The 24,162-nt window shown below is 73.2% G+C and carries 21 protein-coding genes; 12 read left to right on the top strand and 9 right to left on the bottom strand.

Going from position 1 to position 24,162, the window contains the following annotated elements:
- Positions 1–61: 61 nt before the first annotated feature.
- Entirely contained in the window at positions 62–736 is a 675-nt protein-coding gene (locus tag ACLQ22_RS27895) for a cytidylate kinase family protein (RefSeq protein WP_425694917.1), read from the bottom strand.
- 131 nt (positions 737–867) lie between these two features.
- Complete coding sequence (locus tag ACLQ22_RS27900) at positions 868–2,067, bottom strand: MFS transporter (RefSeq protein WP_425694918.1); 1,200 nt, start codon at positions 2,065–2,067, stop codon at positions 868–870.
- A gap of 54 nt (positions 2,068–2,121) precedes the next feature.
- Here ACLQ22_RS27900 and ACLQ22_RS27905 point away from each other — a divergent pair, with 54 nt between their 5' ends.
- Complete coding sequence (locus ACLQ22_RS27905; protein ID WP_425694919.1) at positions 2,122–2,877, top strand: AraC family transcriptional regulator; 756 nt, start codon at positions 2,122–2,124, stop codon at positions 2,875–2,877.
- 308 nt (positions 2,878–3,185) lie between these two features.
- Entirely contained in the window at positions 3,186–4,199 is a 1,014-nt protein-coding gene (locus ACLQ22_RS27910) for a trypsin-like serine peptidase (RefSeq protein WP_425694972.1), read from the top strand.
- Between the two features lie 93 nt (positions 4,200–4,292).
- Here ACLQ22_RS27910 and ACLQ22_RS27915 read toward each other — a convergent pair whose 3' ends face one another.
- Both ACLQ22_RS27915 and ACLQ22_RS27920 read right to left on the bottom strand, forming a co-directional pair.
- Entirely contained in the window at positions 4,293–5,138 is an 846-nt protein-coding gene (locus tag ACLQ22_RS27915) for a CHAP domain-containing protein (RefSeq protein ID WP_425694920.1), read from the bottom strand.
- Positions 5,139–5,294: 156 nt separating this feature from the next.
- Positions 5,295–6,287 (bottom strand): alpha/beta fold hydrolase, encoded by a 993-nt coding sequence (locus tag ACLQ22_RS27920; RefSeq protein ID WP_425694921.1) that lies wholly within the window; start codon positions 6,285–6,287, stop codon positions 5,295–5,297.
- A gap of 175 nt (positions 6,288–6,462) precedes the next feature.
- Between ACLQ22_RS27920 and ACLQ22_RS27925 the strand changes: the two genes are divergently transcribed.
- The 3 genes from ACLQ22_RS27925 (at position 6,463) to ACLQ22_RS27935 (ending at position 9,445) form a co-directional block, all read left to right on the top strand.
- Positions 6,463–7,098 carry a TetR/AcrR family transcriptional regulator gene (locus ACLQ22_RS27925; protein ID WP_425694922.1) on the top strand — a complete coding sequence of 212 codons (636 nt, stop codon included), beginning with the start codon at positions 6,463–6,465 and terminating at the stop codon, positions 7,096–7,098.
- A gap of 194 nt (positions 7,099–7,292) precedes the next feature.
- Positions 7,293–8,246 (top strand): SRPBCC family protein, encoded by a 954-nt coding sequence (locus ACLQ22_RS27930; protein ID WP_425694923.1) that lies wholly within the window; start codon positions 7,293–7,295, stop codon positions 8,244–8,246.
- A 26-nt stretch (positions 8,247–8,272) separates the two neighbouring features.
- Entirely contained in the window at positions 8,273–9,445 is a 1,173-nt protein-coding gene (locus tag ACLQ22_RS27935; protein ID WP_425694924.1) for a zinc-dependent alcohol dehydrogenase, read from the top strand.
- A 220-nt stretch (positions 9,446–9,665) separates the two neighbouring features.
- Here ACLQ22_RS27935 and ACLQ22_RS27940 read toward each other — a convergent pair whose 3' ends face one another.
- A complete protein-coding gene (locus ACLQ22_RS27940; RefSeq protein WP_425694925.1) occupies positions 9,666–10,664 on the bottom strand; it encodes a hypothetical protein in 999 nt (332 codons plus the stop codon).
- A 424-nt stretch (positions 10,665–11,088) separates the two neighbouring features.
- Here ACLQ22_RS27940 and ACLQ22_RS27945 point away from each other — a divergent pair, with 424 nt between their 5' ends.
- Positions 11,089–12,627: a pentapeptide repeat-containing protein gene (locus ACLQ22_RS27945; RefSeq protein ID WP_425694926.1), complete on the top strand. Its 1,539-nt coding sequence runs from the start codon at positions 11,089–11,091 to the stop codon at positions 12,625–12,627.
- A gap of 482 nt (positions 12,628–13,109) precedes the next feature.
- Here the strand turns inward: ACLQ22_RS27945 and ACLQ22_RS27950 are convergent, their stop codons facing one another.
- Positions 13,110–14,588 (bottom strand): glutamate--cysteine ligase, encoded by a 1,479-nt coding sequence (locus ACLQ22_RS27950; protein ID WP_425694927.1) that lies wholly within the window; start codon positions 14,586–14,588, stop codon positions 13,110–13,112.
- A 183-nt stretch (positions 14,589–14,771) separates the two neighbouring features.
- Here ACLQ22_RS27950 and ACLQ22_RS27955 point away from each other — a divergent pair, with 183 nt between their 5' ends.
- The gene (locus ACLQ22_RS27955; protein ID WP_425694928.1) at positions 14,772–15,110 is read left to right on the top strand and encodes a DUF3817 domain-containing protein; all 339 of its coding nucleotides are present in this window, start codon (positions 14,772–14,774) and stop codon (positions 15,108–15,110) included.
- A gap of 28 nt (positions 15,111–15,138) precedes the next feature.
- Here the strand turns inward: ACLQ22_RS27955 and ACLQ22_RS27960 are convergent, their stop codons facing one another.
- Positions 15,139–15,981 (bottom strand): alpha/beta fold hydrolase, encoded by an 843-nt coding sequence (locus ACLQ22_RS27960; protein WP_425694973.1) that lies wholly within the window; start codon positions 15,979–15,981, stop codon positions 15,139–15,141.
- 63 nt (positions 15,982–16,044) lie between these two features.
- Positions 16,045–16,593 (bottom strand): hypothetical protein, encoded by a 549-nt coding sequence (locus ACLQ22_RS27965; protein ID WP_425694974.1) that lies wholly within the window; start codon positions 16,591–16,593, stop codon positions 16,045–16,047.
- Positions 16,594–16,735: 142 nt separating this feature from the next.
- On the opposite strand from ACLQ22_RS27965, the gene ACLQ22_RS27970 reads away from it, so the two are divergent.
- Genes ACLQ22_RS27970 through ACLQ22_RS27980 form a run of 3 tightly spaced genes read left to right on the top strand, consistent with a single transcriptional unit; the run spans position 16,736 to position 20,753 of the window.
- Positions 16,736–17,860, top strand: coding sequence for a Vms1/Ankzf1 family peptidyl-tRNA hydrolase (locus tag ACLQ22_RS27970; protein ID WP_425694929.1), 1,125 nt, complete (start codon positions 16,736–16,738; stop codon positions 17,858–17,860).
- The gene (locus ACLQ22_RS27975; RefSeq protein ID WP_425694930.1) at positions 17,853–19,613 is read left to right on the top strand and encodes a thiamine pyrophosphate-binding protein; all 1,761 of its coding nucleotides are present in this window, start codon (positions 17,853–17,855) and stop codon (positions 19,611–19,613) included. The genes ACLQ22_RS27970 and ACLQ22_RS27975 overlap by 8 nt, the downstream gene beginning before the upstream one ends.
- Before the next feature lie 51 nt (positions 19,614–19,664).
- Complete coding sequence (locus ACLQ22_RS27980) at positions 19,665–20,753, top strand: iron-containing redox enzyme family protein (protein ID WP_425694931.1); 1,089 nt, start codon at positions 19,665–19,667, stop codon at positions 20,751–20,753.
- Positions 20,754–20,890: 137 nt separating this feature from the next.
- Here ACLQ22_RS27980 and ACLQ22_RS27985 read toward each other — a convergent pair whose 3' ends face one another.
- The gene (locus tag ACLQ22_RS27985; RefSeq protein ID WP_121397925.1) at positions 20,891–21,121 is read right to left on the bottom strand and encodes a CDGSH iron-sulfur domain-containing protein; all 231 of its coding nucleotides are present in this window, start codon (positions 21,119–21,121) and stop codon (positions 20,891–20,893) included.
- Between the two features lie 223 nt (positions 21,122–21,344).
- Between ACLQ22_RS27985 and ACLQ22_RS27990 the strand changes: the two genes are divergently transcribed.
- Positions 21,345–22,757 carry a hypothetical protein gene (locus ACLQ22_RS27990; RefSeq protein WP_425694975.1) on the top strand — a complete coding sequence of 471 codons (1,413 nt, stop codon included), beginning with the start codon at positions 21,345–21,347 and terminating at the stop codon, positions 22,755–22,757.
- A 228-nt stretch (positions 22,758–22,985) separates the two neighbouring features.
- Positions 22,986–24,125 carry a SigB/SigF/SigG family RNA polymerase sigma factor gene (locus ACLQ22_RS27995; RefSeq protein ID WP_425694932.1) on the top strand — a complete coding sequence of 380 codons (1,140 nt, stop codon included), beginning with the start codon at positions 22,986–22,988 and terminating at the stop codon, positions 24,123–24,125.
- Positions 24,126–24,162 lie beyond the last annotated feature (37 nt).

Genomic DNA, 24,162 nt, shown 5'->3' on the forward strand with positions numbered 1-24,162 from the left:
GGCCGCCTACATGGCCTCCGGGACGTAGCCAGCGCTCGCGGCTTTGCCTGATCGGGTGCGGTCAGCGTCTACGAGTCTCCCAGATTGGCCGCTGAGGCTCGTCGTTGTGCACGACGATGTCGGCGTGATCGGTTGGGCGGACCGTAGCGAAGTACAACTGCTGGGAGGGGATGTAACGCTCGCGCCAGCGCCGTTCGATTTCAGCCCGGGACGACGTCCGGCGCTCTCGGATCACGGCGCGATCCACGGTCTTCTCCAGCGCGGTTGACACGAAGATGCGCAGGTCCCACCTGTCGATCAGCTCCGGACGCATGAGGAAGACGCCGTCGAAGACCAGGACGGCGTCGGCGGTGGCAGTGGCGGCCGGCGGGGACAGCACAGTATCCGCGGTACGGTCGTAGACCGCGTGTCGGAAGCGTCGATCCCCGCCCGGGCCGAGCGGATCGAGCAGTACCCGGTTCAGCGCGTCGTAGTCGTGGGTGTCGAAGTAGCAGCCTTCGGCCGAGAATTCGCCGCGCGGATAGCGCTGTGCCCGGGGGAAGAGGAAATCGTCGATCGTCGCGCGGATGACGTCGCGGCCCTGGTCGCGCAAGATGACGGCCAGCTCGTCGGCGAGGGTGGTCTTGCCGGCGGCGGGCGGTCCGTCGACGGCAACCCGCGTCGGGTGTGCGACGGTGATGGACCCGACCGCCTCAGCCAGGCGGCCGAGCACCTCGTTGCGGGTGCTTTGGTCCATGTGCTGTCCCGTCCTGTCCTCGCGAAGGTTGCCGGGTCGAGCCGACCCTATGCGCGTCTGCCCCTCCGCGCCCGCCCCTCCCGGGTGAGCGAGATTGCCACGTGCGCAGGTGCTTCCGGGCTCGGGCTCGGTCAGACGACGGAGGCAGGGGAAAGACCTGCGGGTTCCGAGGGCTGCCCGTCGCGATCGGACTTCGGCGCCTCCGGGTCCCGCAGGGTACGGAACATCAGCCAGCTCAGGACCGGCATGACGATCAGCGGTGTCAGAGCGGTTCGTAGTGACGTCGCATCCGCCAGGGCCCCGACGGGGAAGCTGGCGAGCCCGCCGATGCTCACCGTCAGGCCCAGCGTGATCCCGCTGGCGGTGCCGACCCGGGTGGGCAGGTAGTCCTGCCCGAGGGTGATCTGCAACGAGAAGGGCACATAGAGGCCGACGGAGGTCAGCGCCGCGAACAGGTAGATCGCCGGTCCGGGCACCCACACCACACCCGCGATCGCGACCGCGGTAACCGCGTAGGACCAGCGGGACACCGCCACCCGGCCCCACCGATGTGCGGCGTTGCCACCCAGCACCGAGCCGACCACGCCGCCGAGGTAGAGCACGAACAGAGCGGCCGTGCCCGCAGCCGCGCTGCCGTTCATGCGCTGCTGGGCGTACAGAGAGATGAATGTGCTCAGGCCCACGAAGGCGATCGAGCGGAACACCACCGCGAAGGTCAGCCGCGTGAACGAAGCGGTGTCATCGCGCCCGACGGGTGCCGGTCTCCCGCCTACGGCGCTGTTGCGCTGGGCCAGGGCACGCAGCACGGGCATCGCCATCGCGGTTCCGGCGAGGGCTGGCACAACCATCAGCGCCGTCCAGCTCAGCCCGCCGAGGGCCGCGACGCCTGCGACCATCAGCGGGGCCAGGGCGAAACCGACGCTGCCGCCGGTGGAGAAGTACGCCATGGCGGTGTGGCTGCCCCCGCTGGCTTCGCGAGCGATGCGTGCGGACTCGGGATGGTAAGCGGCCACACCGATACCGGAGAGCGCCACGAACAGCAGGGTGAGGATGTACTCGCCGCTCAGTCCGCTCACCGCGATGCCAGCCCCACCCAGCAGGGTGCTGACGGGTAGCAGCCACGGTATGGCCCAGCGGTCGGTGAGCGCGCCGAAGAGCGGTTGGACGACCGAGGACAGCAGCGATGCGGCAAGGACGATGCCGGATGCTGCCGCGTAGGTGTAGGCGCGTTCCGCGACGAACAGCGGTACCAGCGCCGCGACGGTCCCCTGGTAGATGTCGACACAGGCGTGACTGACGGCGAGCAACGTGATCGAGGTTCTCCTTCGCACCCTGCGAGGGTGGCAATACACGCCCCTGTCTGACTTCCGATAACCTGACAGACAATGACGGAAATCCGCCACAATCCCGTGGCTCCCACTCGCGCGCAGTGGCTCGCGCCCGGGGGCGAGATCGACGCGCACCGCCACGACGACCACCAGATCGTCTATGCCGCCCGCGGCGTTCTGGCCGTCACGACCGACAAGGGTTCATGGATCACCCCAGGCACCCGGGCCATCTGGGTGCCGGCCGGCACCGTGCACGCCCACCGCGCCTACGGCGAGCTCGAGCTTCACCTGGTGGGGCTGCCCGCCACGGACAACCCGCTCGATCTGGAAACCCCGACCGTCCTCGCCGTCGGCCCGCTGCTGCGCGAGCTGATCATCGCCTACACCCGCACCCCCGGCGAACATGGGCCGGAACGCGACCGACTGCGCGCCGTGCTGCTCGATCAACTACGCGCCGCTCCTCAGCAGCCGCTGCACGTCCCCACGCCCATCGAGCCCCTGCTGCGCGCCGTGTGCGCCCTCCTGCGCGCCGACCCGGCCGGCAAGCGCACGCTCGCCGACCTTGGCCGTGAGGTCGGCGCCAGCGACCGCACCCTGTCCCGGCTGTTCCGCAGGGACCTCGGCATGACCTTTCCACAGTGGCGCACCCAGTTGCGCCTGCATCACGCCCTGGTCCTGCTGGCCGACGGGACGCCGGTGACGGCGGTGGCACATCAGTGCGGCTGGTCGTCGACCAGCGCCTTCATCGACGTGTTCCGCCGCGCTTTCGGTCATACCCCGGGCACCTACCCGGCCAGATGCGCCGCCGACTGAACCTCGAACTCCGGCCGTGATCCCGAACGGCGGCTGACGCACTTACGGGAGTCAATCGCAATTCCCGCCTGTCGACAGCGGCGAGCGTACTCAAATCGAGAGTGTGGATTCGCGGCGATGGGATTTGCGAGGTCAATTTCGAGGCTTCTGTTCGGAGTGGGCCCGCTTTGTTTGTCGCCGGCTGTGGGCCCCTTTCCGGTCGCCAGGGAGCCAGTGTCAACTACCTGTCATTCCATTCCGTTGCGCTCAAAGTAATTCGATCGCTACGTTTCACTGGTCCACAAAGGAGTACCCGGAAAAGGGGGCAACTGTTGAGATCAACCCTACGCTGGTCGGCATCGGCCAGCCTGGCGCTCGCGCTGGTGCTGACCGCTCCGGCGGTCGCCCAGGCGAAGCCGACCCCGGTCGAGAAGAACGGCAACACCACCGCCGTCGCCCGCACCAGTGACGGCCGTGCGATCACCAACGAAAAGATCGCCGGGGAGGTCGCCAGGTTCTGGACGCCGGAGCGGATGGCGAGCGCCGTCGACCTCGACATCGCGAAGTCGCCGAAGGCCACCGAGTCGACGACCCGGGCGCCGAAGCCCGACGGGCCGGCGGGCTCGGTCGCGCCGGTGCGACCGAGCGTCGCCAGCGGCGCCGACGTCGGCATCCAGCTCAACGAGTCGGCGGTCGTCGGCAAGGTCTACTTCACCACCCCCAACGGCGGCGGCGCCTCCTGCTCGGCGAGCGCGGTAGCCAGCGGCAAGGCGCGACTGGTCATGACCGCCGGGCACTGCGTGCACCAGGGCGCCGGCGGGCAGTGGTACAGCAACTGGCAGTTCGTGCCGCGGTACCGCGACGGCGCGCGGCCGTTCGGCACGTTCGTGGCGTACCAGCTCGCGGCCCGCACCGCGTGGATCAACAGCAGCAGCTACGACGAGGACATGGCCATCGCCATCATGCACAACGGCGGTAACTGGGGCCTGAAGGTCGTGGAGACCGTCGGCGGCCACGGCATGCGCTGGAACTGGGGCTACAACATCTCCCTGATGACCGCCCTCGGCTACCCGTCCAACCTCGGCGGCGGCGAGAGCCAGTACTACTGCCAGAGCGGCACCTGGCACGCCGGCAGCCAGCAGATCCGGATGTGGTGCAACATGACCTACGGCTCCAGCGGCGGACCGTGGTTGCAGGAGTACAACGACCAGAACGGCCTCGGGTTCATCAACAGCGTCGTGAGTCACGGCGACAACCCGGGCAACGGCCAGTTCGACGGCCCGTACTTCGACGACGACATCAAGAGCCTCTACGACTTCGCGGAGGGTCTCTCCCCGGCGTAAGGCACGAAACGGCAGAGCCCCGGCCAGCGGCCGGGGCTCTGCGCGTGGTGGTGCTGCGTCACCGGCGGAAAGGCTCCCCTCCGGGGCGGAGGGTCACTTGAAGCGGATGAACTTGGAGAACTGGTTGTTGGCGGTCCCCACCGACACCGTCCGGTGGCTGTACCTGTCGGCGGAAACGTAGTTGTACTCGTCGATCTCGAACGTGCCGTTCGCATTCACCCGGGTCACGAACGCGACGTGACCGTAGGTGCCGCCCAGGCGGACCGCGACGTCACCGGCCTTCGGGCTGTTGTACACCGGCACGCCGGCGCGTCCGGCGGCGGCGACCCACTCCTTGGCGTTGCCCCAGCGCGCCTGGCCCTTGTACTGGTTGTGGAAGGCGACGCCGACCCGGCTGCGCACCGCCCAGGCCGCGAAGCTGGTGCACTGTCCCTTGTAGAAGTTCCAGGGATCGATGCCGGAGGTCTGACCCTTGTAGGGGTAGTCGTCCTTGGCCGGGTAGCTGGACCCGGCGGAGATCAGCTGGTGGGAGGCGTTGTTGTTCTTCAGCGTGGAGTTGAGGTTCTTCTTCGCCCCGGGTGCGAAGTCCTGGTACGCGTGGGAACCGTTGTAGCCGGTGTTGTAGTAGACGCGCACCGTCTTGCCGGTGCGGTTCCACGCCGAAGCGGCGTTGTTCTTGATGCACTGGCCCTTGCCGCCGCCGGCACCCTTGAACTCGTAGCAGCCCGGCTGGGTCGAGCCGTAGTCGGCCAGCGAGCCGGCGTGATCCGAGACCGAGCCCGCGTGGTCGCTGTTGTAGTAGTAGCAGAACTCGCCGGTGTTGCAGGCTCCGTCGCGGGCCGCGGCCTGAGCGGGCGCGGCGACCGCCAGGACGCCGAGAGTCGCGCTCAGCACGCTCGCACTGAGGGCACCGAGGACGCGAACGGTGACCGTGGGCATGATCACTTCCCTCCTGGGGTGGGTGATGGGGCACTCACGCTACAAGCCATCGATCAACCGCCATACCCCTCAATCGCGGGCGGCGAGGAGCGGGGGCGCTTGACGCGTGGCGGATGTGGTCGCCGCCGGTGCTGGCGACCTTCGGGGGCCCGTGCGTCAGCGGAGGCGTGCCAGGTGCGCGGCGATGTCGGCGGCGATCTGCTCCGGCTGCTCGCCGTTGATGGCGTGCGAGGCGTCGGGGTAGACCTTCACCACGGCGTGCGGCAGGACGTGCCGGGCGTGCGCGGCACCGGCCGCGGCATCGTGCATCCGGGACTTCCCGGCGAACAGCGTGAGGACCGGCATCCGCACCCCGGCGAGACGTTCGTCGGTGAGCCGGCCGGGGGCGGAGAGCTTGAGCACGTAGGACTGCATCCCGGCCTCGATCATCTCGGCGACCGGGACGTCCTCGACGGGTGCCCCGTTAGCCGTCCAGCTCGCGAAGTCGTCCCGCCAGGAGCGGGGCAGCCAGCGCACGCTGGCCGGGATCGAACGGACGATCGCCGCCGGTGACAGATCGGTGAAGACCAGGACCGGATCCAGCAGGATCACGCTGGCGACCTTCTCCGGGCGGTGCGCCGCCAGGTTGGTGGCGGTCCAGCCGCCGATGGAGAGCCCGACCAGGTGGAGCCGTGCCTCGGGCAGGCCCCGCAGCAGCTCGTGCAGCCACTGCGCGTGGTCGCGGGCGGAACTGATCGGTCGTTGCTGGACGCTCATGCCCGGCTCGCCCAGCAGGTCCACCGTGTACACGTTGCGCAACCGCAGCAGCGAGGGCAGGTTGTCGGCCCAGACGGGGGAGGGGGCGGCCCGGCCCGGTAACAGCAGCAGCGGAGGGGCGGAGGAAGAGGAGGCGGGGCCGGCGAAGTGGTAGACCCGGACCACCCCGTAGCTGGTCCGCACGTCGAGTATGCGGTCCGGTTCGGGCAGGTCCGCCATCGCCCGGTCGTAGGCGCGCAGGAAGCGGTCCTGCGCCTGGGCGGAGACGAAGTAGCCGACCGGGGAGGGGTGATGCAGGGCGAACCCCGCAGCCACCACGAGGGCGGTGGCGAGCGCGCCGCCGCCGACGAGCCAACGCCGGCGGTGCCTGATCCGAGGTGCGCTTACTCGCATGGTGCCGCCTTCCGTTCCCGAGGTGGTCGTCGATGTCGCCCTGCGCGTTCCATCAATTCTACCGCCCGGTCAGATTTTCTAACACCCGGTAGAAAATCTGACCGATCGGTTATCCTGCCCTTGGCGCGGCTACCCTTTCCGGGCACGGGCCGCCACGACACCCGAGGGACGCCGAATGACACGGGATGCCGCCACCCGGAAGGACCGCTCGCGCCGGCCGCTGACCATCACCGAACAGGCCCGTCGCGCCCAGCTCGTCCGGGTGACCACCGACCTCGTCGCCCGGCACGGCTACGCCGGCACCTCGCTGGCGCGCATCGCCGAGGCGGCGGGCCTGTCCAAGGCCGCGGTCCTCTACCACTTCCCGTCGAAGGACGCGGTGGTGCAGGCCGCGTACGCCACGGTCATCGAAGCCCTCATCGCGGACGTCGGCGCGGCCGTCGAGCAGGCCTCCGGGGCCGCCGCGGTGGAGGCGTACGTCCGCTCGCTCGTGGCCCACCTGCGGACGCACCCCGAGCACGCTCGGATGATCATCGAGGCCGTCACCGAGGAGACCGGCATCAGCGACGGGCCGGACGCGCCCAGCCGGCGGCGGAGCGTCGCGGACCTCATCGAGGCGGCCCGCTCCGCCGGGGACTACCGCGAGGACACCGACGCCGATCTGCTCGCCATCGTGGTCAACGGCGCGATCGACGCCATCGTCGCCGAGCAACTCGCCAGGCCCGGGTTCGACGGTGGCCGCGCCGCCGACGAGCTGATCGGGATCCTGGACCGGGCGTACCGCCGCCGGCCGGGGCCTGACGCCGGCTGAACGCCGCGTACGGCGAGCGCCGTCCGCGCTCGTCGGCGCGGCCGGACCGGCAGGCGCGGAACCGGCGACGACAGGGCGGGTTGTGTGCCGATTCGGGGTTCGTCAGGCGATTCTCGGGCATAGCGTCAGGCGTGGCGGCTTCCCGCCGCCGGGCCGACCGGGGGCGGGTCAGGACGATCTGACGGTGGTGCGACGTGGACGAGACCGATCCGATGGTGCTGGATCAGCGGGGACGACGCGGCCAGGGCGCCGGGCTGCCCCGGCTGCTGGGCGTGGTCAGCCTCGCCCTCGGGGCCGGCAGCCTGCTCGCCCCGCGCGCGGTGGCCCGGCTGACCGGCGTGGACGACTCACCCGCCGCGGGCGGGGTGATCATGGCCGTGGGCGCCCGCGAGCTGGTCCACGCGGCGGGCCTGCTCGGCGGCCGCCGGCCGGCCGGCTGGGCGTGGACCCGGGTGGCCGGCGACGCGCTGGACCTCACCCTGCTCGGGCGGGCCTGGGCGGACCGGTGCGGCGAGCGGCGTCGGCGGGTCGGCCTCACCACCGCCGCCGTCGCCGGCATCGCCGCCGTCGACCTGGTCACCGCCGTACGCGCCGGACGGGCCCGGGCCGCGCGCCGACGGGTCATCGACATGGAGGTCGCGGTAACCGTGAACCGGTCCCCGGCCGAGGCGTACCGGTTCTGGCGGGACCTGGAGAACCTGCCCCGGTTCATGTCCCACCTGGAGTCGGTACGCGCCGACGACCTGCGCCGGTCGCACTGGACCGCGCGCGGCCCGGCCGGCCGCCGGGTCGAGTGGGACGCGGAGATCGTCGACGACCAGCCGAACCGGTCGCTGGCCTGGCGGTCGCTGCCCGGCACCCGCGTGCCCAACGCGGGTCGGGTCCGGTTCGTGCCCGCGCCGGGCGACCGCGGGACCGAGGTCCGGGTGCGGCTGCGCTACGCCCCGCCGGCCGGCGCGCTGGGCCGGGCCGTGGCGAAGCTCTTCGGCGAGGAACCCGAGCAGCAGGTGCGCGACGACCTGCGCCGGTTCAAGCAGGTGGTGGAGACCGGCGAGGTGGTCCGCTCCGAGGGCAGCCCGGACGGCATCTCCGTACGCCAGCAGGTCATGCAACGCCCCGCCCAGCCGCTGCCCATCGCCCGCCGCTGACCGCCGGCCACCCGAGAGGACGAACGATGAAGGCCACCGCCTGGATGGGCAAGGACAGCGTCAGGGTCGTCGACGTGCCCGACCCGACCATCATGAACGCGCGCGACGCGATCGTGCGGATCACCACGACCGCCATCTGCGGTTCCGACCTGCACCTCTACCACGGCTACATCCCCGCCATGCGCAAGGGCGACATCCTCGGCCACGAGTTCATGGGCGAGGTGGTGGAGGTCGGCCCGCAGGTGCGCAACCTGCGCCCCGGCGACCGGGTGGTGGTGCCGTTCCCGATCGCCTGCGGGCACTGCTCCTCCTGCCAGCGCGGGCTCTTCTCAGTCTGCGAGAACTCCAACCCCAACGCCGGGGTGGCCGAGAAGATCATGGGGCACTCGCCGGCCGGCATCTTCGGCTACTCCCACCTGCTCGGCGGCTACGCCGGCGGCCAGGCCGAGTACGCCCGGGTGCCGTTCGCCGACGTCGGCCCGATCAAGGTTCCCGACGAGGTGCCCGACGACCAGGCCGTGCTGCTCGCCGACGTGCTGCCCACCGGCTTCATGGGCGCGGAGATGTGCGACATCAAGCCGGGCGACGTGATCGCCGTGTGGGGGGCCGGCCCGGTGGGACTGCTCGCCGCCGCCAGCGCCCGGATGCTCGGTGCGGAACGGGTGATCGTCATCGACCGGTACCCGTACCGGCTGCGGCTCGCCGAGGAGCACACCGGCGCGGAGACCATCAACTACGACGACACCGACGTGCTCGACGCGCTGAACGCGATGACCGCCGGCCGGGGGCCCGACGCCTGCATCGACGCCGTCGGCCTGGAGGGGCACCACGGCAACACCGCCGTCTACGCGTACGACCGGGCCAAGCAGGCCGCCCGCGTCGAGACGGAACGGCCGTTCGCGCTGCGCCAGGCCATCCTCGCGTGCCGCAGCGGCGGCGTCGTCTCGGTGATCGGCGCGTACGGGGGCTTCGTCGACAAGTTCCCGATGGGCGCGTTCATGAACCGGTCGTTGATCATGCGTACCGGTCAGTGTCACGTCCAGCGCTACACCCGTCCGTTGCTCAACCGCATCCAGCGCGGCGACATCGACCCCAGCTTCATCGTCAGCCACCGCATGCGGCTCAAGGACGCGCCCAAGGGCTACAAGATCTTCCAGAAGAAGCAGGACGAGTGCACCAAGGTCCTCCTCAAGGTCTGAGCCGGCCGCCGGCAGGGCCGTGTCTAGCGGGGCCGCGCCGGTGCCGGCGGGTCGGTACCGTGCCGGGATGGCGATGGATCGATGGGCGTACGCGGGCGCGGAGGTGGCCCGCGACGGCGTGCGGCTGCCGTGGGTCACCCGGTGCGGTGGGGCGGGCGGCCCTGCGGTCCGCCGGGCCCGGGGACGGGCACCGCCGTCCCCGGACCTCGTCAGGGCCGGTTCAGGCCCAGGGGGCCGTCGGGTACCAGGGGATGATCTCGCGGCGGGCCAGCAGCCGTACGTCCCAGTAGAGGAACGTGAAGGCGCCGGCGACGATGAACGCGACCGCGGTCAGGACCGCCAGGCGGCTCGGCCGGGCGCTGAACCAGCGTTGCAGGCGGGAACCGGCGAGCCAGGCCAGCAGCAGGAACAGCACCGCCATGATGACGATGTTGCCGAGGGACTGCAGCGTGAACGCCGCCGCGCCGTAGAGCGGGTTGCCGCTCTCGGCGGCGTCGCGGAACATCTGCCGGAACAACGCGAAGGGCCGGCCGATCAGGAAGCCGGCGATCAGCGCGCCCATGAAGACCATCGGGGCGTTGGGGAACCGTCGGGCGATCCGGGCGAACGGGTCCGGCACGACGCCCAGCGCGGCCAGACCGAGATAGATCATGATGAGCCCGATGGCGCCGAAGACCACCATGGACTGGATGCTCCTCGGCGACAGTCCGCCGGGGGCGTTGGGCGCGGTGGAGAACTGCGGCATCGACGTGCCGACCAGGCCGACGACCGCACCGTAGGCGGCCGACACCGCGACCATGCCCACCGACATCCAACCCAGCGGCTTCAGCGGCGCGACGAACCGGCTGAACCTGCCGCCCGTGGTGCCGGTCAGCGGGGCCAGGGCGCCGAACGCGGCGATGTTGCAGGCGGTGAACGTGCCCGCGACGCCGGAGACGAAGGCGAACATGATGCCGGCCGCGATGCCCTGGATGGGCGTCTCCTTGGCGTCGTGGCCGAGCAGCGTGTTGGCGACGTTGTCGCCGATGGTCCGGTCCACGAACTCCGCCGACCAGATGACGGTCAGCAGGAACCCGCCGAGAATGCTCAGCAGGACGATCAGCCCCCGCCGCCGGGGGAAGTGCCCGTTGACGAACGCGGACGTCCCGATCCGCGTGCTGTCGGGTGGGATCCGGACGGGCACGTCGGGTCGCTGGGAAGACCTGTGGGTCTGCGTCACATGCGCTCCTCGGGGTGGGGAGGGAACGGTGGCGACGCAACGCGGGCGCCGCGTCGACGCTGGCGACGGCCCCCGCGACCGGCGTCCGCGACCACCGATCGACGTGGACGCGCCCGCGCGCTCCCTGGGGTGGGCAACAGAATTACGCGGGCCGATGTCCGCGTTTCATCATGGGGCGGCCGTCGTCGCCTCGTTTATTCCATCGTGCGCAATCTCCCGACCCGCTCTGCCCGGACGGGGCGCCGTCGACTCTGAAACAGGCCGCCCGGTCGCCTCCAGCGGGGACACGCGGTGACGCCCTCGGAGATCGTCATGGCGCCGCGCCGGTGTCACCGCCCACCGCTATCCTGCGCCGGCGCGTCGGGGGACGGCCCTGGCGGGGAACTCCGGCGGGCTGGCTGCCGCGTCGGGTCTGGAGGGTCACGTGGCAGTCGAGGAGATGGGCGTCGAGGCGTGCCGGGTCGCCGCCCGGCAGGTGGTCGAGGCGACGGGCGCGGAGCGGGAGGCCGCCCTGCGGCGGCTGGCCGAACTCGGCGCGGCCCATCCCGCGCTGCGCCAGGGCGCGGCCGACGCGGTCTGCGCCTACCTGCGTACGCCGCCCGCCGCGGACGGCACGGACGGCACGGACGCCGAAGCGCGACGGAAGGCGCTGCGGGTGCTGGCCGGGCTGCTGCTGCGCCCCACCGCCGTGGACCTGACCGGGGCGACCCTCGTGGATGCCGACTTTGGCGGCTGCGAGCTGGCCGAGGCCCGTTTCGCCGACACCAGGTTCCTCGGGACGACCTCCTTCGCCGCTACCCGGTTCACCGGCGACGCGGTCTTCGCCCGTGCGGTCTTCCACGGCGAGACCCGGTTCGACGGCGCCCGGTTCGCCGCCGACGCCGTGTTCGGGCGGGCCCGGTTCCGGGGCCCGGCCAGCTTCGACCGGGTCGGCTTCGCCGGGATGGCGTGGTTCGGGCGGGGCGAGGAGGAACTGTGGGAGGACGACCCGGCCTGGGACGACATCGAGGACGCCGACCCCGCCCCCTGGGACGAGCCGAACGAGGACGACCCGGGCTGGCCGGTCGCTGTCCTGATGGGTGACTACCAGGGCTGGGCGGAGGGCGGCGACGGGGCCCGCTTCGTCGGGGCGGCGTCGTTCCGCTGGGCCCGCTTCGACGGCCCCGCCTGGTTCTGCAAGGCGCGGTTCGGCGCGGAGGCGACGTTCCGGGACGCCGAGTTCGGCGGGCTCGTGCACCTCGACCAGCCCGCCGTGGACCTCGCCGGCGCCCGGTGGGCCGGCGCGGCCGACGACGAGCCGGTGTGCTGGCCCCTCGGCTGGGCGCCGGAGCCCGGACCGGACGGCACGAGCGGGCTCGCGGCGGACGCGTCCGTCGAGCCCTACACCCGTCAGCTCGCCGACCGCGGTCCCGACGTCCGCCGCGCGGGGCTGCGGGCCCTCGGCGAGCTCGGCGACGCGAGGCCGGAGCTGCGCCAGCGCGTGGTCGACACCGTGTGCGCGTACCTACGGGTGCCGCTGCCGTTCGCCGTGACCGGCGAGCTGACCCCCGCCCAGGCCGGGGAGGTCCAGTTGCGGCGCGACGCGCAGCGGCTGCTCGCCGAGCGGTTGCGTCCGGCGACCGCCGTTCCGGGCGGGGCGGGGCCACTGCACTGGCCGGAGACGAACCTGTCGCTGTGCGGCGCGACGCTGGTCGACCTCGACCTCAGCGGCTGCCAGGTCGGCTACGCGGACTTCACCGGCGCCCAGTTCCACGGCGCCACCCGGTTCGACGCCAGCGGGTTCGAGGGTGCCGCCTTCCGGCTCGGCGGTCCCGAGGGACGGGCCTCGTTCCACGGCGACGTCACCTTCGCCGGGGCACGGCTCGACCGCTGGCGCGGCGTCCGGGACGTCCTCGGCGGCGTCGTGTTCCATGCCGGAGCCGTGCTCGACGACCCCGACGCCCCGCCAACGGCGGAGGACTGAGCGGCGGCGTGTGCCTTCCGCGAGGGTAGCCGGATCCTGGTGACCGACGGCCGCCGACGGGTGAACTGGCGTGGACGTGTCGCCGGCCGCCGTCGCCAGCTCGGTGCTTGAGCAGCGCGGTCCTTGCCCGGTCCGGTCCTTGCCCCGGTCCTTGGCCTGGTGGTCCTTGGCCAGCCTGCGCTGTCGAGTTGCCCAGTCCACAGGACCACCGCTACGAGCGCGGCCCCGTCCCCGCGTCTCCGGGTCGATGCGACATGGTCGGGATCTGAAGGCGTGCCCCGTCCCGTGGGGCAGGTCGACAGCGCTGCAGCGGGACCGGTGCCGGGGATCGGCGGAGCGCCGGCCACCGGCCACCGGCCAACCGCCAAGGCCGACGGTCAGCGGGGGAGGACCGGGGGCCGTCCTGACGGCCGGCGGAGCCGGGCGACGTTGGGGCGACGAAGCGGAGCCGGCCCGATGGAGGGGTGGCTCGGGGCGCCCGGTCAGGGGATGGGCCACTCGTGGACCGGCCGGTTGCTGTGCATCAGCGTCACGTAGTGCCGCACCACCTCACGCAGTGCCTCCGGCCGGTCGAGATGGTCGGCGGACTCCAGCCGGTGCAGGGTCTCCACCTGCCAGCTCGCCCCGTTGCGCCCGGTCAGGCACCGTTGCTCGATGACGCCGAGCAGCCGGTCCCGCTCGTCCGGGTCCAGGCCCCACCGGTCCAGCCCGTGGTGGGCCAGCGGCAGCAGCCGGCGCAGCACCAGCTCGGTGACCGGGAGGTAACCGAGGCCGGGCCAGAAGACCTGGGCGTCGATGCCGTGCCGGGCGCAGGCGTTGAAGTTCTCCTCGGCCGCGCTGAACGACATCTGCGACCACAGCGGCCGGTCGGCCTCGGCGAGCGCCCGGACGAGACCGAAGTAGAAGGCGCCGTTGGCCACGGTGTCGAGCACCGTCGGCCCGGCCGGCAGCACCCGGTTCTCCACCCGCAGGTGCGGGCGGCCCTTCAGCACGTCGTACACGGGGCGGTTCCAGCGGTAGACGGTGCCGTTGTGCAGCCGCAGCTCGGCGAGCTTCGGCACGTCCCCCCGGGCCAGGGCCTCGGCCGGGTCCTCCGCGTCGCAGACGGGCAGCAGCGCCGGGAAGTAGCGCACGTTCTCCTCGAACAGGTCGAACACCGTGGTGATCCACCGCTCGCCGAACCACACCCGGGGGCGTACGCCCTGGGCCTTGATCTCCTCCGGCCGGGTGTCGGTCGCCTGCTGGAACAGCGGGATGCGGGTCTCCCGCCACAACTCCCGGCCGAAGAGCAGCGGCGAGTTCGCCCCCAGGGCCACCTGGATGCCGGCGATTACCTGCGCGGCGTTCCAGTAGTCGGCGAACTGGGCCGGGCTGACCTGGAGGTGGAACTGGGTGCTCGTGCAGGCCGCCTCCGGGGTGATGGTGTCGGCAGTGACCGCGAGCCGCTCCACGCCGTTGATCGCGATCCGCAGGTCCTCGCCGCGGGCGGCGAAGATCTGCTCGTTGAGCAGCGCGTAGCGCGGGTTGGCCGACAGCGTCTCGGCGGTCAGGTGCTCCGGCCGCAGCGTCGGCAGGACGCCGATCATCACCATGTGCGCGCCGACGTCGCGGGCCCTGGTCTCGGCGGCGTTGAGGCTGGCCCGCACGTTCTCCTCGAACTCGCGGGTGCCGGTGCCGGCCAGCCGGCGCGGGGCCACGTTGATCTCGACGTTGAACTGGCCCAGCTCCGTCTGGAAGCTCGGGTCGGCGATGGCGGCCAGCACGTCGGCGTTGCGCATGGTCGGCATCGAGTCGTCGTCGACCAGGTTGAGCTCGATCTCCAGCCCGGTCATGGGCCGTTCGACGTCGAACCGGGACTCCCGGAGCATCTCGGCGAAGACGTCCAGGCACCGCCGCACCTTCTCGCGATAGCGGGCCCGGTCCTCGCGACTGAAGGTCCGTACGCCGACGTCCTCGCCCATGGTCACCGCCCTGTCACCGTTGGTTCCCCTAACCTCGCACGTCCGGGGCGGGCCGGGGAAGACCCGAAGCTTCTTGTACGTACCCACCTCGGGCCCGCGTGATCCCCGTCGCCTCCACCGCTCGTGCGGTCGACCGGGCGGCCGGGGTGGCTAGCATGTGCGGCAACCGGTGGGGGAGTGACGATGCGCGAGAAGATCACCAGGCTCTTCGTGGCGGCGGCGATCGCCGAGGCCTGCTCCTGGCTGGCCCTGCTGATCGGCATGGCCGTCAAGTACGGCCCCCCGGGCAACGAGATCGGCGTGAAGATCTTCGGCCCGATCCACGGCGCGCTCTTCGTCGCGTACGGCCTGCTGGTCCTCGCGGTGGCCCGGCTGCATCGGTGGCGGCTCTGGCCCACCCTCGTGGCCCTGGCCTGCTCCGTGCCGCCGTTCGCCACCCTGATCTTCGAGCGCTGGGCCGCCCGGCGGGGGATGCTGCGCGCCGCGGGCGAGCCGGACCGACCGCTGACCCCCGTCGGCTGACCGCCGCCTCACGCCGGGGGCCGCGCGGTCAGCCCGCGAGGAAGTCGGCCAGCGCGGCGGCGAGCTGCTCCGGGGCCTCCTCGGCCATGTGGTGGCCCGAGTCGACCGAGGCCACCCGCACGTCGTCGGCCCAGTCCCGCCAGATGGCCGCCGGGTCGCCGTACAGCTCGACCATGTCGTCGCGCTCCGACCAGCAGAACAGCACCGGGCAGGCGATCCGCCGCCCGGCGGCCCGGTCGGCGTCGTCGGCCGCCCGGTCCGGGCCGAGCCCGGCCCGGTAGTCCTCGCACATCGCGTGCACCGTCGCCGGGTCGTGGATGGCCCGCCGGTAGTCGGCGTACGCCTCCTCGCCCATGGCCGCCGGCGACCCGCCGTACCAGGCGTCCGGGTCGGCGGTGATCACCCGCTCCGCCGGCTTGTCCGACTGGCCGAGGAAGAACCAGTGCCACCAACGGGCCGCGAACCTCGCGTCGGCGCGCGCCAGGGCCTCGCCGATCGGCACCCCGTCGAGCACGCCCAGCCGGCTGACCCGCTCCGGGTGGTCCAGCGCCGTGCGCATCGCCACGTAGCAGCCCCGGTCGTGCCCGACCACCGCCGCGCGGTCGTGTCCGAGCGCGTCGAGCAGGCCGACCACGTCGCGGGCCATCGCCCGCTTGGCGTACGCGGTGTGCCCGGGGTCGCTCGGCGGCTTCGACGAGCCGCCGTAGCCGCGCAGGTCCGGACAGATGACCGTGTGTTCGCGGGCCAGCAGCGGCGCGACCCGGTGCCAGGTCGCGTGGGTGCGCGGATGCCCGTGCAGCAGCACCACGGGTGGGCCCGAACCGCCGTGTCGTACCCGCAGCCGGACCTCGCCGACGTCGATGCGCTCCAGCGTGAATCCCTCGAATGCTCGCCACGGTGCCCGTCGGCGCGCCGCCGGAAACCGTGCCGGCCGTCAGGTCAGCGTGGACCAGGCCACCACGGCGGCGACCAGCAGCGCGCCCAGCACCGCCTGGAGCAGCAGCGGCGGCCCGAGGTGCGACCACAGGGTGGCGGTACGCGGGGTGAGCAGCTGGCCCGTCGTCAGGTTCACGATCCGCTCGATCTTCGGCGGCAGGTCCGGGTCGCCCTGCCGGCGCAGCGTGAGCTGCACGTGGTCGGCGGGGTGCAGGGCGCTCTGCGGCAGGTGCCCGTGCAGCTCGACCTCGCAGAGCCGCCCGGCCGTGTCGCGCAGCCGCACCGGGGTGACCAGGTATTCCGGGCCCTTCTTCAGGTCCTTGAACCGTCGACGCGCGGCGCCGGAGCCGGCGGAGAACAGGGATCGGACCAGCGCCATCAGCAGCCCGGCCACCCCGGCCGCCGCGAGCACCGCCACCAGCACCGGCTGGCCGATGCGCACCTCGCGCGGGTATCCATCCATCAGCCGGACGATCCGCCCCGTCACGATCCGGTCGGTCGGGTGGACGATCCGCCGGATGTGCAGGTCGCTGTCCATCTCCACCACCCAGAGTCCGGTTGCGTTCACTCATGGTATCGGTCGTCCGGGTTGAACGACATGAATGAAATGCCCTCACGCGCTCGCGGCGGCCAGGTGACAACCGCAGCGGCGCGGGTAAGCGGGGGGCCGAGCTGGAAAGGGGTCGAGCATGCAGCTGTCCTTCCTGCGCCCGCTCTACGACCGGCCGGGACCGTGGGTCTCGGTGTACCTGGACGCGTCCGCCAACACCGAGGACGCCCACCCGGCGCTCGATCTGCGCTGGCGGGCCCTGCGTCAACAACTTCAGCAGCAGCGCGCCGACGTGGACACCATCGACGCCGTCGAACGCGTCGTTCGGGAGCACGACCCGATGCCGGGCGACTACGGCCTGGCGGTCTTCGGGGCCCGGGGCCGGGTGGTGCTGTCGGAGTACCTCTCCGCCCCGCCGCTGCGGGACCTGGCCGCGTACACCTCGCTGCCGCACGTGATGCCCATGCTGGCGCAGCGCGGCGAGCAGGTGGCCTGGGTGCGGGTGCTGGCCGACCGCACCGGCGCCGACGCCATGGCGATCAGCGCCGGCGGCGTGCCGCGCCGCGCCCACGTGACCGGCCGGGAGGACTTCCAGCTGCGCCGGGTGCAGCCCGGCGGCTGGTCGCAGTCGCACCACCAGCGGGCCGCGATGGAGGCCTGGCACCACAACGCGGGCGACGTCACCGCGGCCACGGTGGAGCTGGCCGAGAAGGTCGGCGCGGAGGTGGTGGTGGTCGCCGGCGACGTGCGCGCCACCGGCGTGATCGCCGCCCAGATGCCGGAACGCTGGCAGGACCTGATGGTGCGCACCGACGCCGGGTCCCGGGGCGGCGGCGCCGACCAGAGCCTGCTCGACGACCTCACCGTGCAGACCATCGCCGAGGTGGCCGACCAGCGGATCTCCGCCGTGCTGGACCGGTTCGGCATGCAGGAGGACGTCGGCGCCGGGCTGGACGCCGTCGTGTCCGCCCTGCAACGCAACCAGGTCGAGACGATGCTCATCGTCGACGACCCGTCCGCCACCGGGGAACTCTGGATCGGGCCGGACCCGACCGAGATCGCCACCGACCCGGGGCAGCTCGCCGCCATGTCCGTACGCGACCCGGAGAAGGTCCGCGCCGACGCCGCCCTCGTGCGCGCGCTGGTCGGCACCGACGCCGAGCTGACCGTGCTGGGCCCGGACGAGGCGCCGGAGCTGACCGACGGCGTCGGCGCGGTGCTGCGGTACGTCGACGCCGGCACGCCGGGGCGTGGCGATGGCTGAGCGTACGGTGGCCGACCTGGTGGTCGAGCGACTGCGCGCCTGGCGGGTGCCGCGGGTCTTCGGCTACCCCGGGGAGGCCATCGCCCCGGTGGTCGAGGCGCTGGACGCCTCGGGCGGGGACCCGGCGTTCGTGCCGGCCCGGCACGAGGAGACCGCCTCCTACATGGCCACCGGGCACGCCAAGTTTACCGGCGGGATCGGGGTCTGCCTGGCCACCCAGGGGCCGAGCGCCGTCCAGCTGCTCAACGGCCTCTACGACGCCAAGCTGGACAGCAAGCCGGTGGTGGCGATCGTCGGCGAGGACGTCTCGGGTCCGCTCGGCGCCGCCCACCAGGAGATCGGGCTGAGCCGGCTGTTCGCCGACGCGTGCAACCAGTTCGTCCGCTACGGCCGCGTCCCCGACGGAGTGCCGGCCCTGCTCGACCAGGCGTTCCGCACCGCCGCCGCCACCCGCAGCCCGGTCTGCGTGGTGCTGCCGCGCCAGTTGCAGGAGGCCACCGTGCCCGACCTGCAGTCGCACGCGGCCGGGGTGCTCTCGGCGACGCCGGGGGAGCCGCTGGCGCGGGTCCTGCCGCACGACGCCGACCTGGACGCGGCCGCCCAGCTGCTCGCCAACGGCCAGCGGACCGCGATCCTGGTCGGCCAGGGCGGCCGGGGCGCGGCCGGAGAGATCGTCGCCCTCGCCGACCGGCTCGGCGCCGGGGTGGCGGCCTCGCTGCTGGGTAAGCCGGTGCTCGACGAGCGGCTGCCCTTCCACGCCGGCGTGCTCGGCGAGGTCGGCACCCCGGCCGCCGCCGAGCTGATGGGCGGCTGCGACACGCTGCTGCTGGTCGGCACGAACGACCCGTGGACGGACTACTTCCCGATGCCGGGGCAGGCCCGCACGGTGCAGATCGACATCGACGGGCGCCGGATCGGCACCCGCTACCCGGTGGACGTGCCGCTGGTGGGCGACGCCCAGGAGACGCTGCGGGCGTTGCTGGCCCGCGTACCCGACCGGCCGAACGCGCGGTGGCGGGAGACCGTCGAGGGCTCCGTCGACCGGTGGCGGGCCGAGCGGGCCGACCGGGCCGCCGCCCCCGCCGAGCCGGTGAACCCGCAGCTCGTGCTGCACGAACTCTCCACCCGGGTCCCGCGCCGAGGGGCGGTGGCGGTGGACGTCGGATCTGTCATGTACTGGTACGCCCGGCACCTGGAACTGCCTCCGGGCGTCACCGCGCAGCTCTGCGGCACGCTCGGCTCGATGGGCTGTGCCCTGCCGTACGCCGTGGCGGCCAAGCTCGCCGCCCCGGACCAGCCCGTGATCGCCCTGCTCGGCGACGGCGCGATGCAGCTCAACGGGCTGGCCGAGCTGATCACCGTGGCGCACCACTGGCGGGAGTGGCGCGATCCCCGCCTGGTGGTGCTGGTGCTCAACAACCGGGACCACTCCGGCATGGGCGGCGGCCGTACGCCCACCGACCCGACGCTCCGCCGGCCCGACGTGCCGTACGCCGGCTGGGCGCGCCTGCTCGGCCTGCACGGGGTGCGGGTCGACCGGCCGGAGCTCGTGGGGGCGGCCTGGGACGAGGCGCTGGCCGCCGACCGGCCCTGCGTACTGGAGGCGGTGGTCGACCCGGCGGTGCGGCTGGCGCCGCCCGAGCCCGCGTTCGCGGACCTGCGCGAGGTGTTCGCCGAGGGCGACGCCGCCCGACGGGTGCGCGACCGGATGCTCGCCGCCGGGGTGGCCGTGGAGGTCGACGACCTCGTTTAACGGCCCACCCGACGGGCACTGAGGACGGGCAGTACGACGTGGGAGGTCACCTTGTCCGAGTCCCCGGATCGCCGGTACGGTCCCGCGCCCCTGCCGCAGCCCCGTGGACCGGTCTCGGCGGCGCTGCTGGACGTGCTGCGGCGGGCGCCGCACGACCTCCCAGCGGGGCTCGGCGACGGGCTCGACCCGGCCGACCCGCTCACCGACGAGGACCTCCAGCTCACCCTCTTCTGCTGCTACGAGCTGCACTACCGCGGCTGGCGGGGCGTCGACGAGGGCTGGGAGTGGCAGCCGTCCCTGCTCGCGCTGCGCGCGTACGCCGAACGCCACTTCGAGGCGGCGGTGCGCGCGCTGGTGGGCCCTCTGCCGGCGGCGCTGCCCGGCGGGGTGCCGGCGGCCCTGGCCGACGTGGTCGCCGCCGACGACGGGCCCTCGCTCGCCGGCCACCTGCAACGCCGGGCGTCGCTGGCTCAGTTCCGGGAGTTCGTCACCCACCGCTCGATCTACCACCTGCGCGAGGCCGACCCGCACAGCTGGGCCCTGCCGCGCCTCGGCGGGCCGGCGAAGGCCGCCCTGGTGGAGATCCAGATGGACGAGTACGGCAACGGGCGGCTGGACCGGATGCACGCCGAGCTGTTCCGGGTCACCCTGGACGAGCTGGGCCTGGACACCGGCTACGCCGCCCACCTGGACGCCGTGCCGGCGGTCACCCTGGCCACCAACAACCTCATGTCGCTGTTCGGGTTGCACCGGCGGCTGCGCGGGGCGCTGCTGGGGCACCTCGCCGCGTACGAGATGACCTCCTCGCTGCCGAACCGCCGCTACGGCAACGGGCTGCGCCGCCTCGGCCTGGACGGGCCGGCCACCCGCTTCTACGACGAGCACGTCGAGGCCGACGCGGTGCACGAGCAGATCGCCGCGCACGACCTGTGCGGGGGACTGGTCCGGGTGGAGCCGGGGCTCGCCCCGGACGTGCTCTTCGGCGCCGCCGCCGCGCTGGCGGTGGACCGGCTCTTCGCCGCGCACCTGCTGGACGCCTGGACCGCCGGCCGCACCTCCCTGCGCGCCACCGCCACACAGATCCGCATCGACCTGCGCGACCGCGCGCGCCCCGCCGACCTCCCCGCCGCCGTGGCCTGACCCCGCCCCGCCCCGCTCCGGGGCGGTGAAGGCCGGCGATCATGCAGTCGTGGTGCCCCGCAAAGGCCGCGTAACGCTGCTTTCCGCCCACCGCAACTGCAAGATCGACGTTCGGGGGTGGGGGAACGGCGGGGTGGTCAGGGGGTTTCGCGGGTGGTGCCGGCGCGGAAGTTGACGGCCTTGTGGGTGCCGTCGCAGAACGGCTTGAGCGCCGACTTCCCGCAGCGGCACAGGGCCACCGTTCCCCGCCGCGCGTCGATCGTCTCCCCGTCGGGGGTGACCAGGGCGAAGTCACCCCGGACCAGCAGCGGCCCGTCCTGGTAGGGGGTGATGGTGGCCGCCGCGGGAGTGTCGTCGTCGGTGCGCATGGGCGCTGAAGTGCCCCTTGCTCCGGCACTGAAACCCCTGCTCACCGGCGTGCCGCCGCGGCGGTCGACCGGCGTCGTCGCCCGGTTCGACGGCTCGGCGGCGGCCCGCCCGGGATCTTCTGGTTACTCCCGCCCGGTGGGGGATGCCCCGTTTGAACCCCATCGGGACGGGAAGCCGGGCCGCGTGGTGAGCGAACGAGGCAAGGTGGAGCCGGGGCCCAAGGTGCGCAAGGGGCTCACGGCCGACGGTGCCGGGCTGGCGGGCGACCGGGTGGTGTCCGCCGGCAGTGCCGCGCGGGTCCTGGTGGCCGCCACCGCGCGGGCGCTGCGCGGCACCGACTGCGCCGACCTCGGGCACCCGGGACACCCGGGACCGCTGTCGCGGTTCGTCGGCGCGCCCGAGCCGGTGCGCCGGGCGGCGCTGATCCGGGCGGCCGGGCGGGTGGCGCTCACCCCCGGCCAGACCGCCGAGGTCGACGCGGGCCGGGTCGCCCGCTGGTTCGCCGACCAGTACCCGCGCCGCCGCTACCCGGGCGCCCTGATCGGCTCCCCGCACGGCGCGCTCGCGCACCTGGCGATGGCGCTCGGCGTGCCCTGGCTGCCGGCCGGGTTCGAGATGACCGTGCACTGGGCGCAGGGCGCCGTCGACCGGCCGCAGGCCGCCCTGGACCACGGCGCCGCGCTCACCGCCCGGCTCCTCGGCGGCAACGCCGACCTGCACGTCCGGCAGGTGCACTGCCCCGCCAGCCGGGGCGCGCTGGCCGGCGCCACGGTGTCGCTGGCGGCCCGGTGGCGGTCCCTGCCGGCCGCGTACGCGCGGTTCCTGGCCGACCGGCTGGAGCCCGGCGCCCCGGTGCTGCTGCTGCGCGACGCCCGCACCTGGCCGGTGTTCGACTCCGCCCCCGGGCACAGCTTCCAGGTCGGCTGCCCGGGCAGCGGCCTCGACCCGGTCGACTTCCACCCGGACAGCCACGCCCTGCGCCAGGTGCTCCGCTCGGCCGGCGGGGACGGCGCGCACTGGGAGCCGCCGGAGGTCGCCGCGCCGCCCGAGCCGGCGGAACACGGCGTGGAGCCCGGTTTCGAGGCCGGCGTCCAGGAGTGGACCGCCGGGCACGGCCATCCGCTGCACCGGGTCCTCGTGCCGCGGCCGGAGGTGCTCAGCGCCGCGACCGCCGACCTGTACCGGCGTTGGCTGCGCGCGGCCGGCAAGACCGGTGACCGGCTGGTGGTGGAGTGCGGCCGGCTGCTCGACCCGTGGCAGGTGGTGCGCGCCGGGATGGTGCCGTACTGGTGCGAGAACGCCACCCGGCGCAGCGTGGAGGGGGTGGAGTGGTGGCTCGCCGGGAGCGAGCCGTTCAGCTCGGTGGACGTGCTGCCCGAGCCGCCCGGCCTGCGGTCGCCGGCGCTGGCCGGGCTGCCGCAGTGGCTGGCCGTCGCCGGCTTCGGGCGCCGCCGGCGGGCGCTGGACCGCACCTCGGCACGCGGCTACCCGATCACCTCGGTGCCGACCCGCCGGGCGACGGAGGTGCTGCGGGCGCAGCCGTACGACCTGCCGACCCCGCCGCCGATGACTGTCCCCGAGGCCCTCGCGGCGCTGCGCGACGGCGGCGGCGACCAGGGGTTACTGGTCTGTTGAGTCGGCCCTTTCGAAACATCCTCGCGAACCCCGGGTCCCGTGATTGAGTACCTACGGAGCGGGAACACCGCTGGCTGCGACGGCCTGATCACGCCGTCCGGCGTGGCGCCGTCGCCCGCTGACATCCCAGTCATGTGACCCATTTTCCGGCCCGGGCGTGGTGCGACCACGCGCGCGCACGACCGGTTTCCTGAATCCGGGCGGGGGACCTTCCTGAGGGAGGCGCGGATGTTCGGACAGACCACCACGACCACACCACCTCCGACCGATCGGGGCCTGGAGGACCTCGACGCGGCCGCACTGGCGTACGCGGCCCGCATTGAGGGCCTACCGCCCGAACGACGCCAGGAGGCACGTGACGACCTGGTCCGGTTCGCCCTGCCGTTCGCGGGCCGGCTGGCCCGCCGCTACCGGGGGCGGGGCGAGCCGCTGGAGGACCTGGAGCAGGTCGCCCGGCTGGGCCTGGTCAACGCCGTCGACCGGTACGACCCGGAGCGGGGCTCGTTCACCGCGTACGCGGCCATCACCATCGTCGGCGAGATCAAGCGGCACTTCCGCGACCGCACCTGGGGCGTGCACGTGCCGCGCCGGCTGCGCGACCTGATCCTGGAGGTCGGGCAGGCGACCTCCGCGCTGACCAGCGAGCTGTCCCGGGCCCCGACGGTGGCCGAGCTGGCGGAGCGGCTGGAGACGCCGCAGGAGGAGATCCTCGCCGCGCTGGAGTCGGCCGCCGGCTACAGCCCGGCCTCGCTGAACGCCCCCGTCGGCGGGGAGAGCTCGGCCGAGTTCGGCGACCTGGTCGGCGAGTCCGACAACGCGCTGGAATCCGTCGACGACCGGGTGACGGTCAGCGGGCTGCTGCACCGGCTGCCCTGGCGGGAGCGGCGCATCCTGGCCATGCGTTTCTATGGCAACCAGACCCAGGCGGAGATCGCCGCCCGCTTCGGCATCTCCCAGATGCACGTCTCCCGGCTGCTCTCCCGGGCACTGACCTGGCTGCGCCAGGCGATGCTCGCCGACGCCCCGCCGCCGTGGCAGAACGGGACCGCCGAGTCGGAGCCGGCGAAGACCAGGATCTCGGTGCGGCACAACGGCGACCGGGTGGTCGTGGAGGTCGGCGGGGAGGTCGACCGGGACGGCGCGGACCAGCTCCGTCGGGCGATGCTGGAGGCGGTGACCGGGCAGCCCGCCGAGGTGGTGGTCGACCTGGTGGGCGCCGGGGGCTTCGACGCCGGCGGCATCGCCGCGCTGATGGCGGGCCGCGAGGCCGCCGCCCGCACGGGGGTCCCGCTGCGGCTGACCCGCGTCCAGCCGGCCGTGCGCCGCTCGCTCACGGCGGCGGGCCTGGCGGCGGCCCGCGAGGGCTGACCACGTCGCGAAAGGGCCGGCACCCCGCGGGTGCCGG

Origin of the sequence: Micromonospora sp. DT178, from assembly GCF_049841695.1 — a bacterium.
Lineage (GTDB): Bacteria > Actinomycetota > Actinomycetes > Mycobacteriales > Micromonosporaceae > Micromonospora.

Bases quoted from the DNA above. Each gene is read 5' to 3' on its own strand.
- ACLQ22_RS27895 (WP_425694917.1), bottom strand. From the start codon at position 736: ATGGACCAAAGCACCCGCAACGAGGTGCTCGGCCGCCTGGCTGAGGCG.
- ACLQ22_RS27955 (WP_425694928.1), top strand. From the start codon at position 14,772: ATGCGCGAGAAGATCACCAGGCTCTTCGTGGCGGCGGCGATCGCCGAG.
- ACLQ22_RS27985 (WP_121397925.1), bottom strand. From the start codon at position 21,121: ATGCGCACCGACGACGACACTCCCGCGGCGGCCACCATCACCCCCTAC.
- ACLQ22_RS27995 (WP_425694932.1), top strand. From the start codon at position 22,986: ATGTTCGGACAGACCACCACGACCACACCACCTCCGACCGATCGGGGC.
- ACLQ22_RS27925 (WP_425694922.1), top strand. From the start codon at position 6,463: ATGACACGGGATGCCGCCACCCGGAAGGACCGCTCGCGCCGGCCGCTG.
- ACLQ22_RS27905 (WP_425694919.1), top strand. From the start codon at position 2,122: ATGACGGAAATCCGCCACAATCCCGTGGCTCCCACTCGCGCGCAGTGG.
- ACLQ22_RS27935 (WP_425694924.1), top strand. From the start codon at position 8,273: ATGAAGGCCACCGCCTGGATGGGCAAGGACAGCGTCAGGGTCGTCGAC.
- ACLQ22_RS27915 (WP_425694920.1), bottom strand. From the start codon at position 5,138: ATGCCCACGGTCACCGTTCGCGTCCTCGGTGCCCTCAGTGCGAGCGTG.
- ACLQ22_RS27975 (WP_425694930.1), top strand. From the start codon at position 17,853: ATGGCTGAGCGTACGGTGGCCGACCTGGTGGTCGAGCGACTGCGCGCC.
- ACLQ22_RS27950 (WP_425694927.1), bottom strand. From the start codon at position 14,588: ATGGGCGAGGACGTCGGCGTACGGACCTTCAGTCGCGAGGACCGGGCC.
- ACLQ22_RS27970 (WP_425694929.1), top strand. From the start codon at position 16,736: ATGCAGCTGTCCTTCCTGCGCCCGCTCTACGACCGGCCGGGACCGTGG.
- ACLQ22_RS27920 (WP_425694921.1), bottom strand. From the start codon at position 6,287: ATGCGAGTAAGCGCACCTCGGATCAGGCACCGCCGGCGTTGGCTCGTC.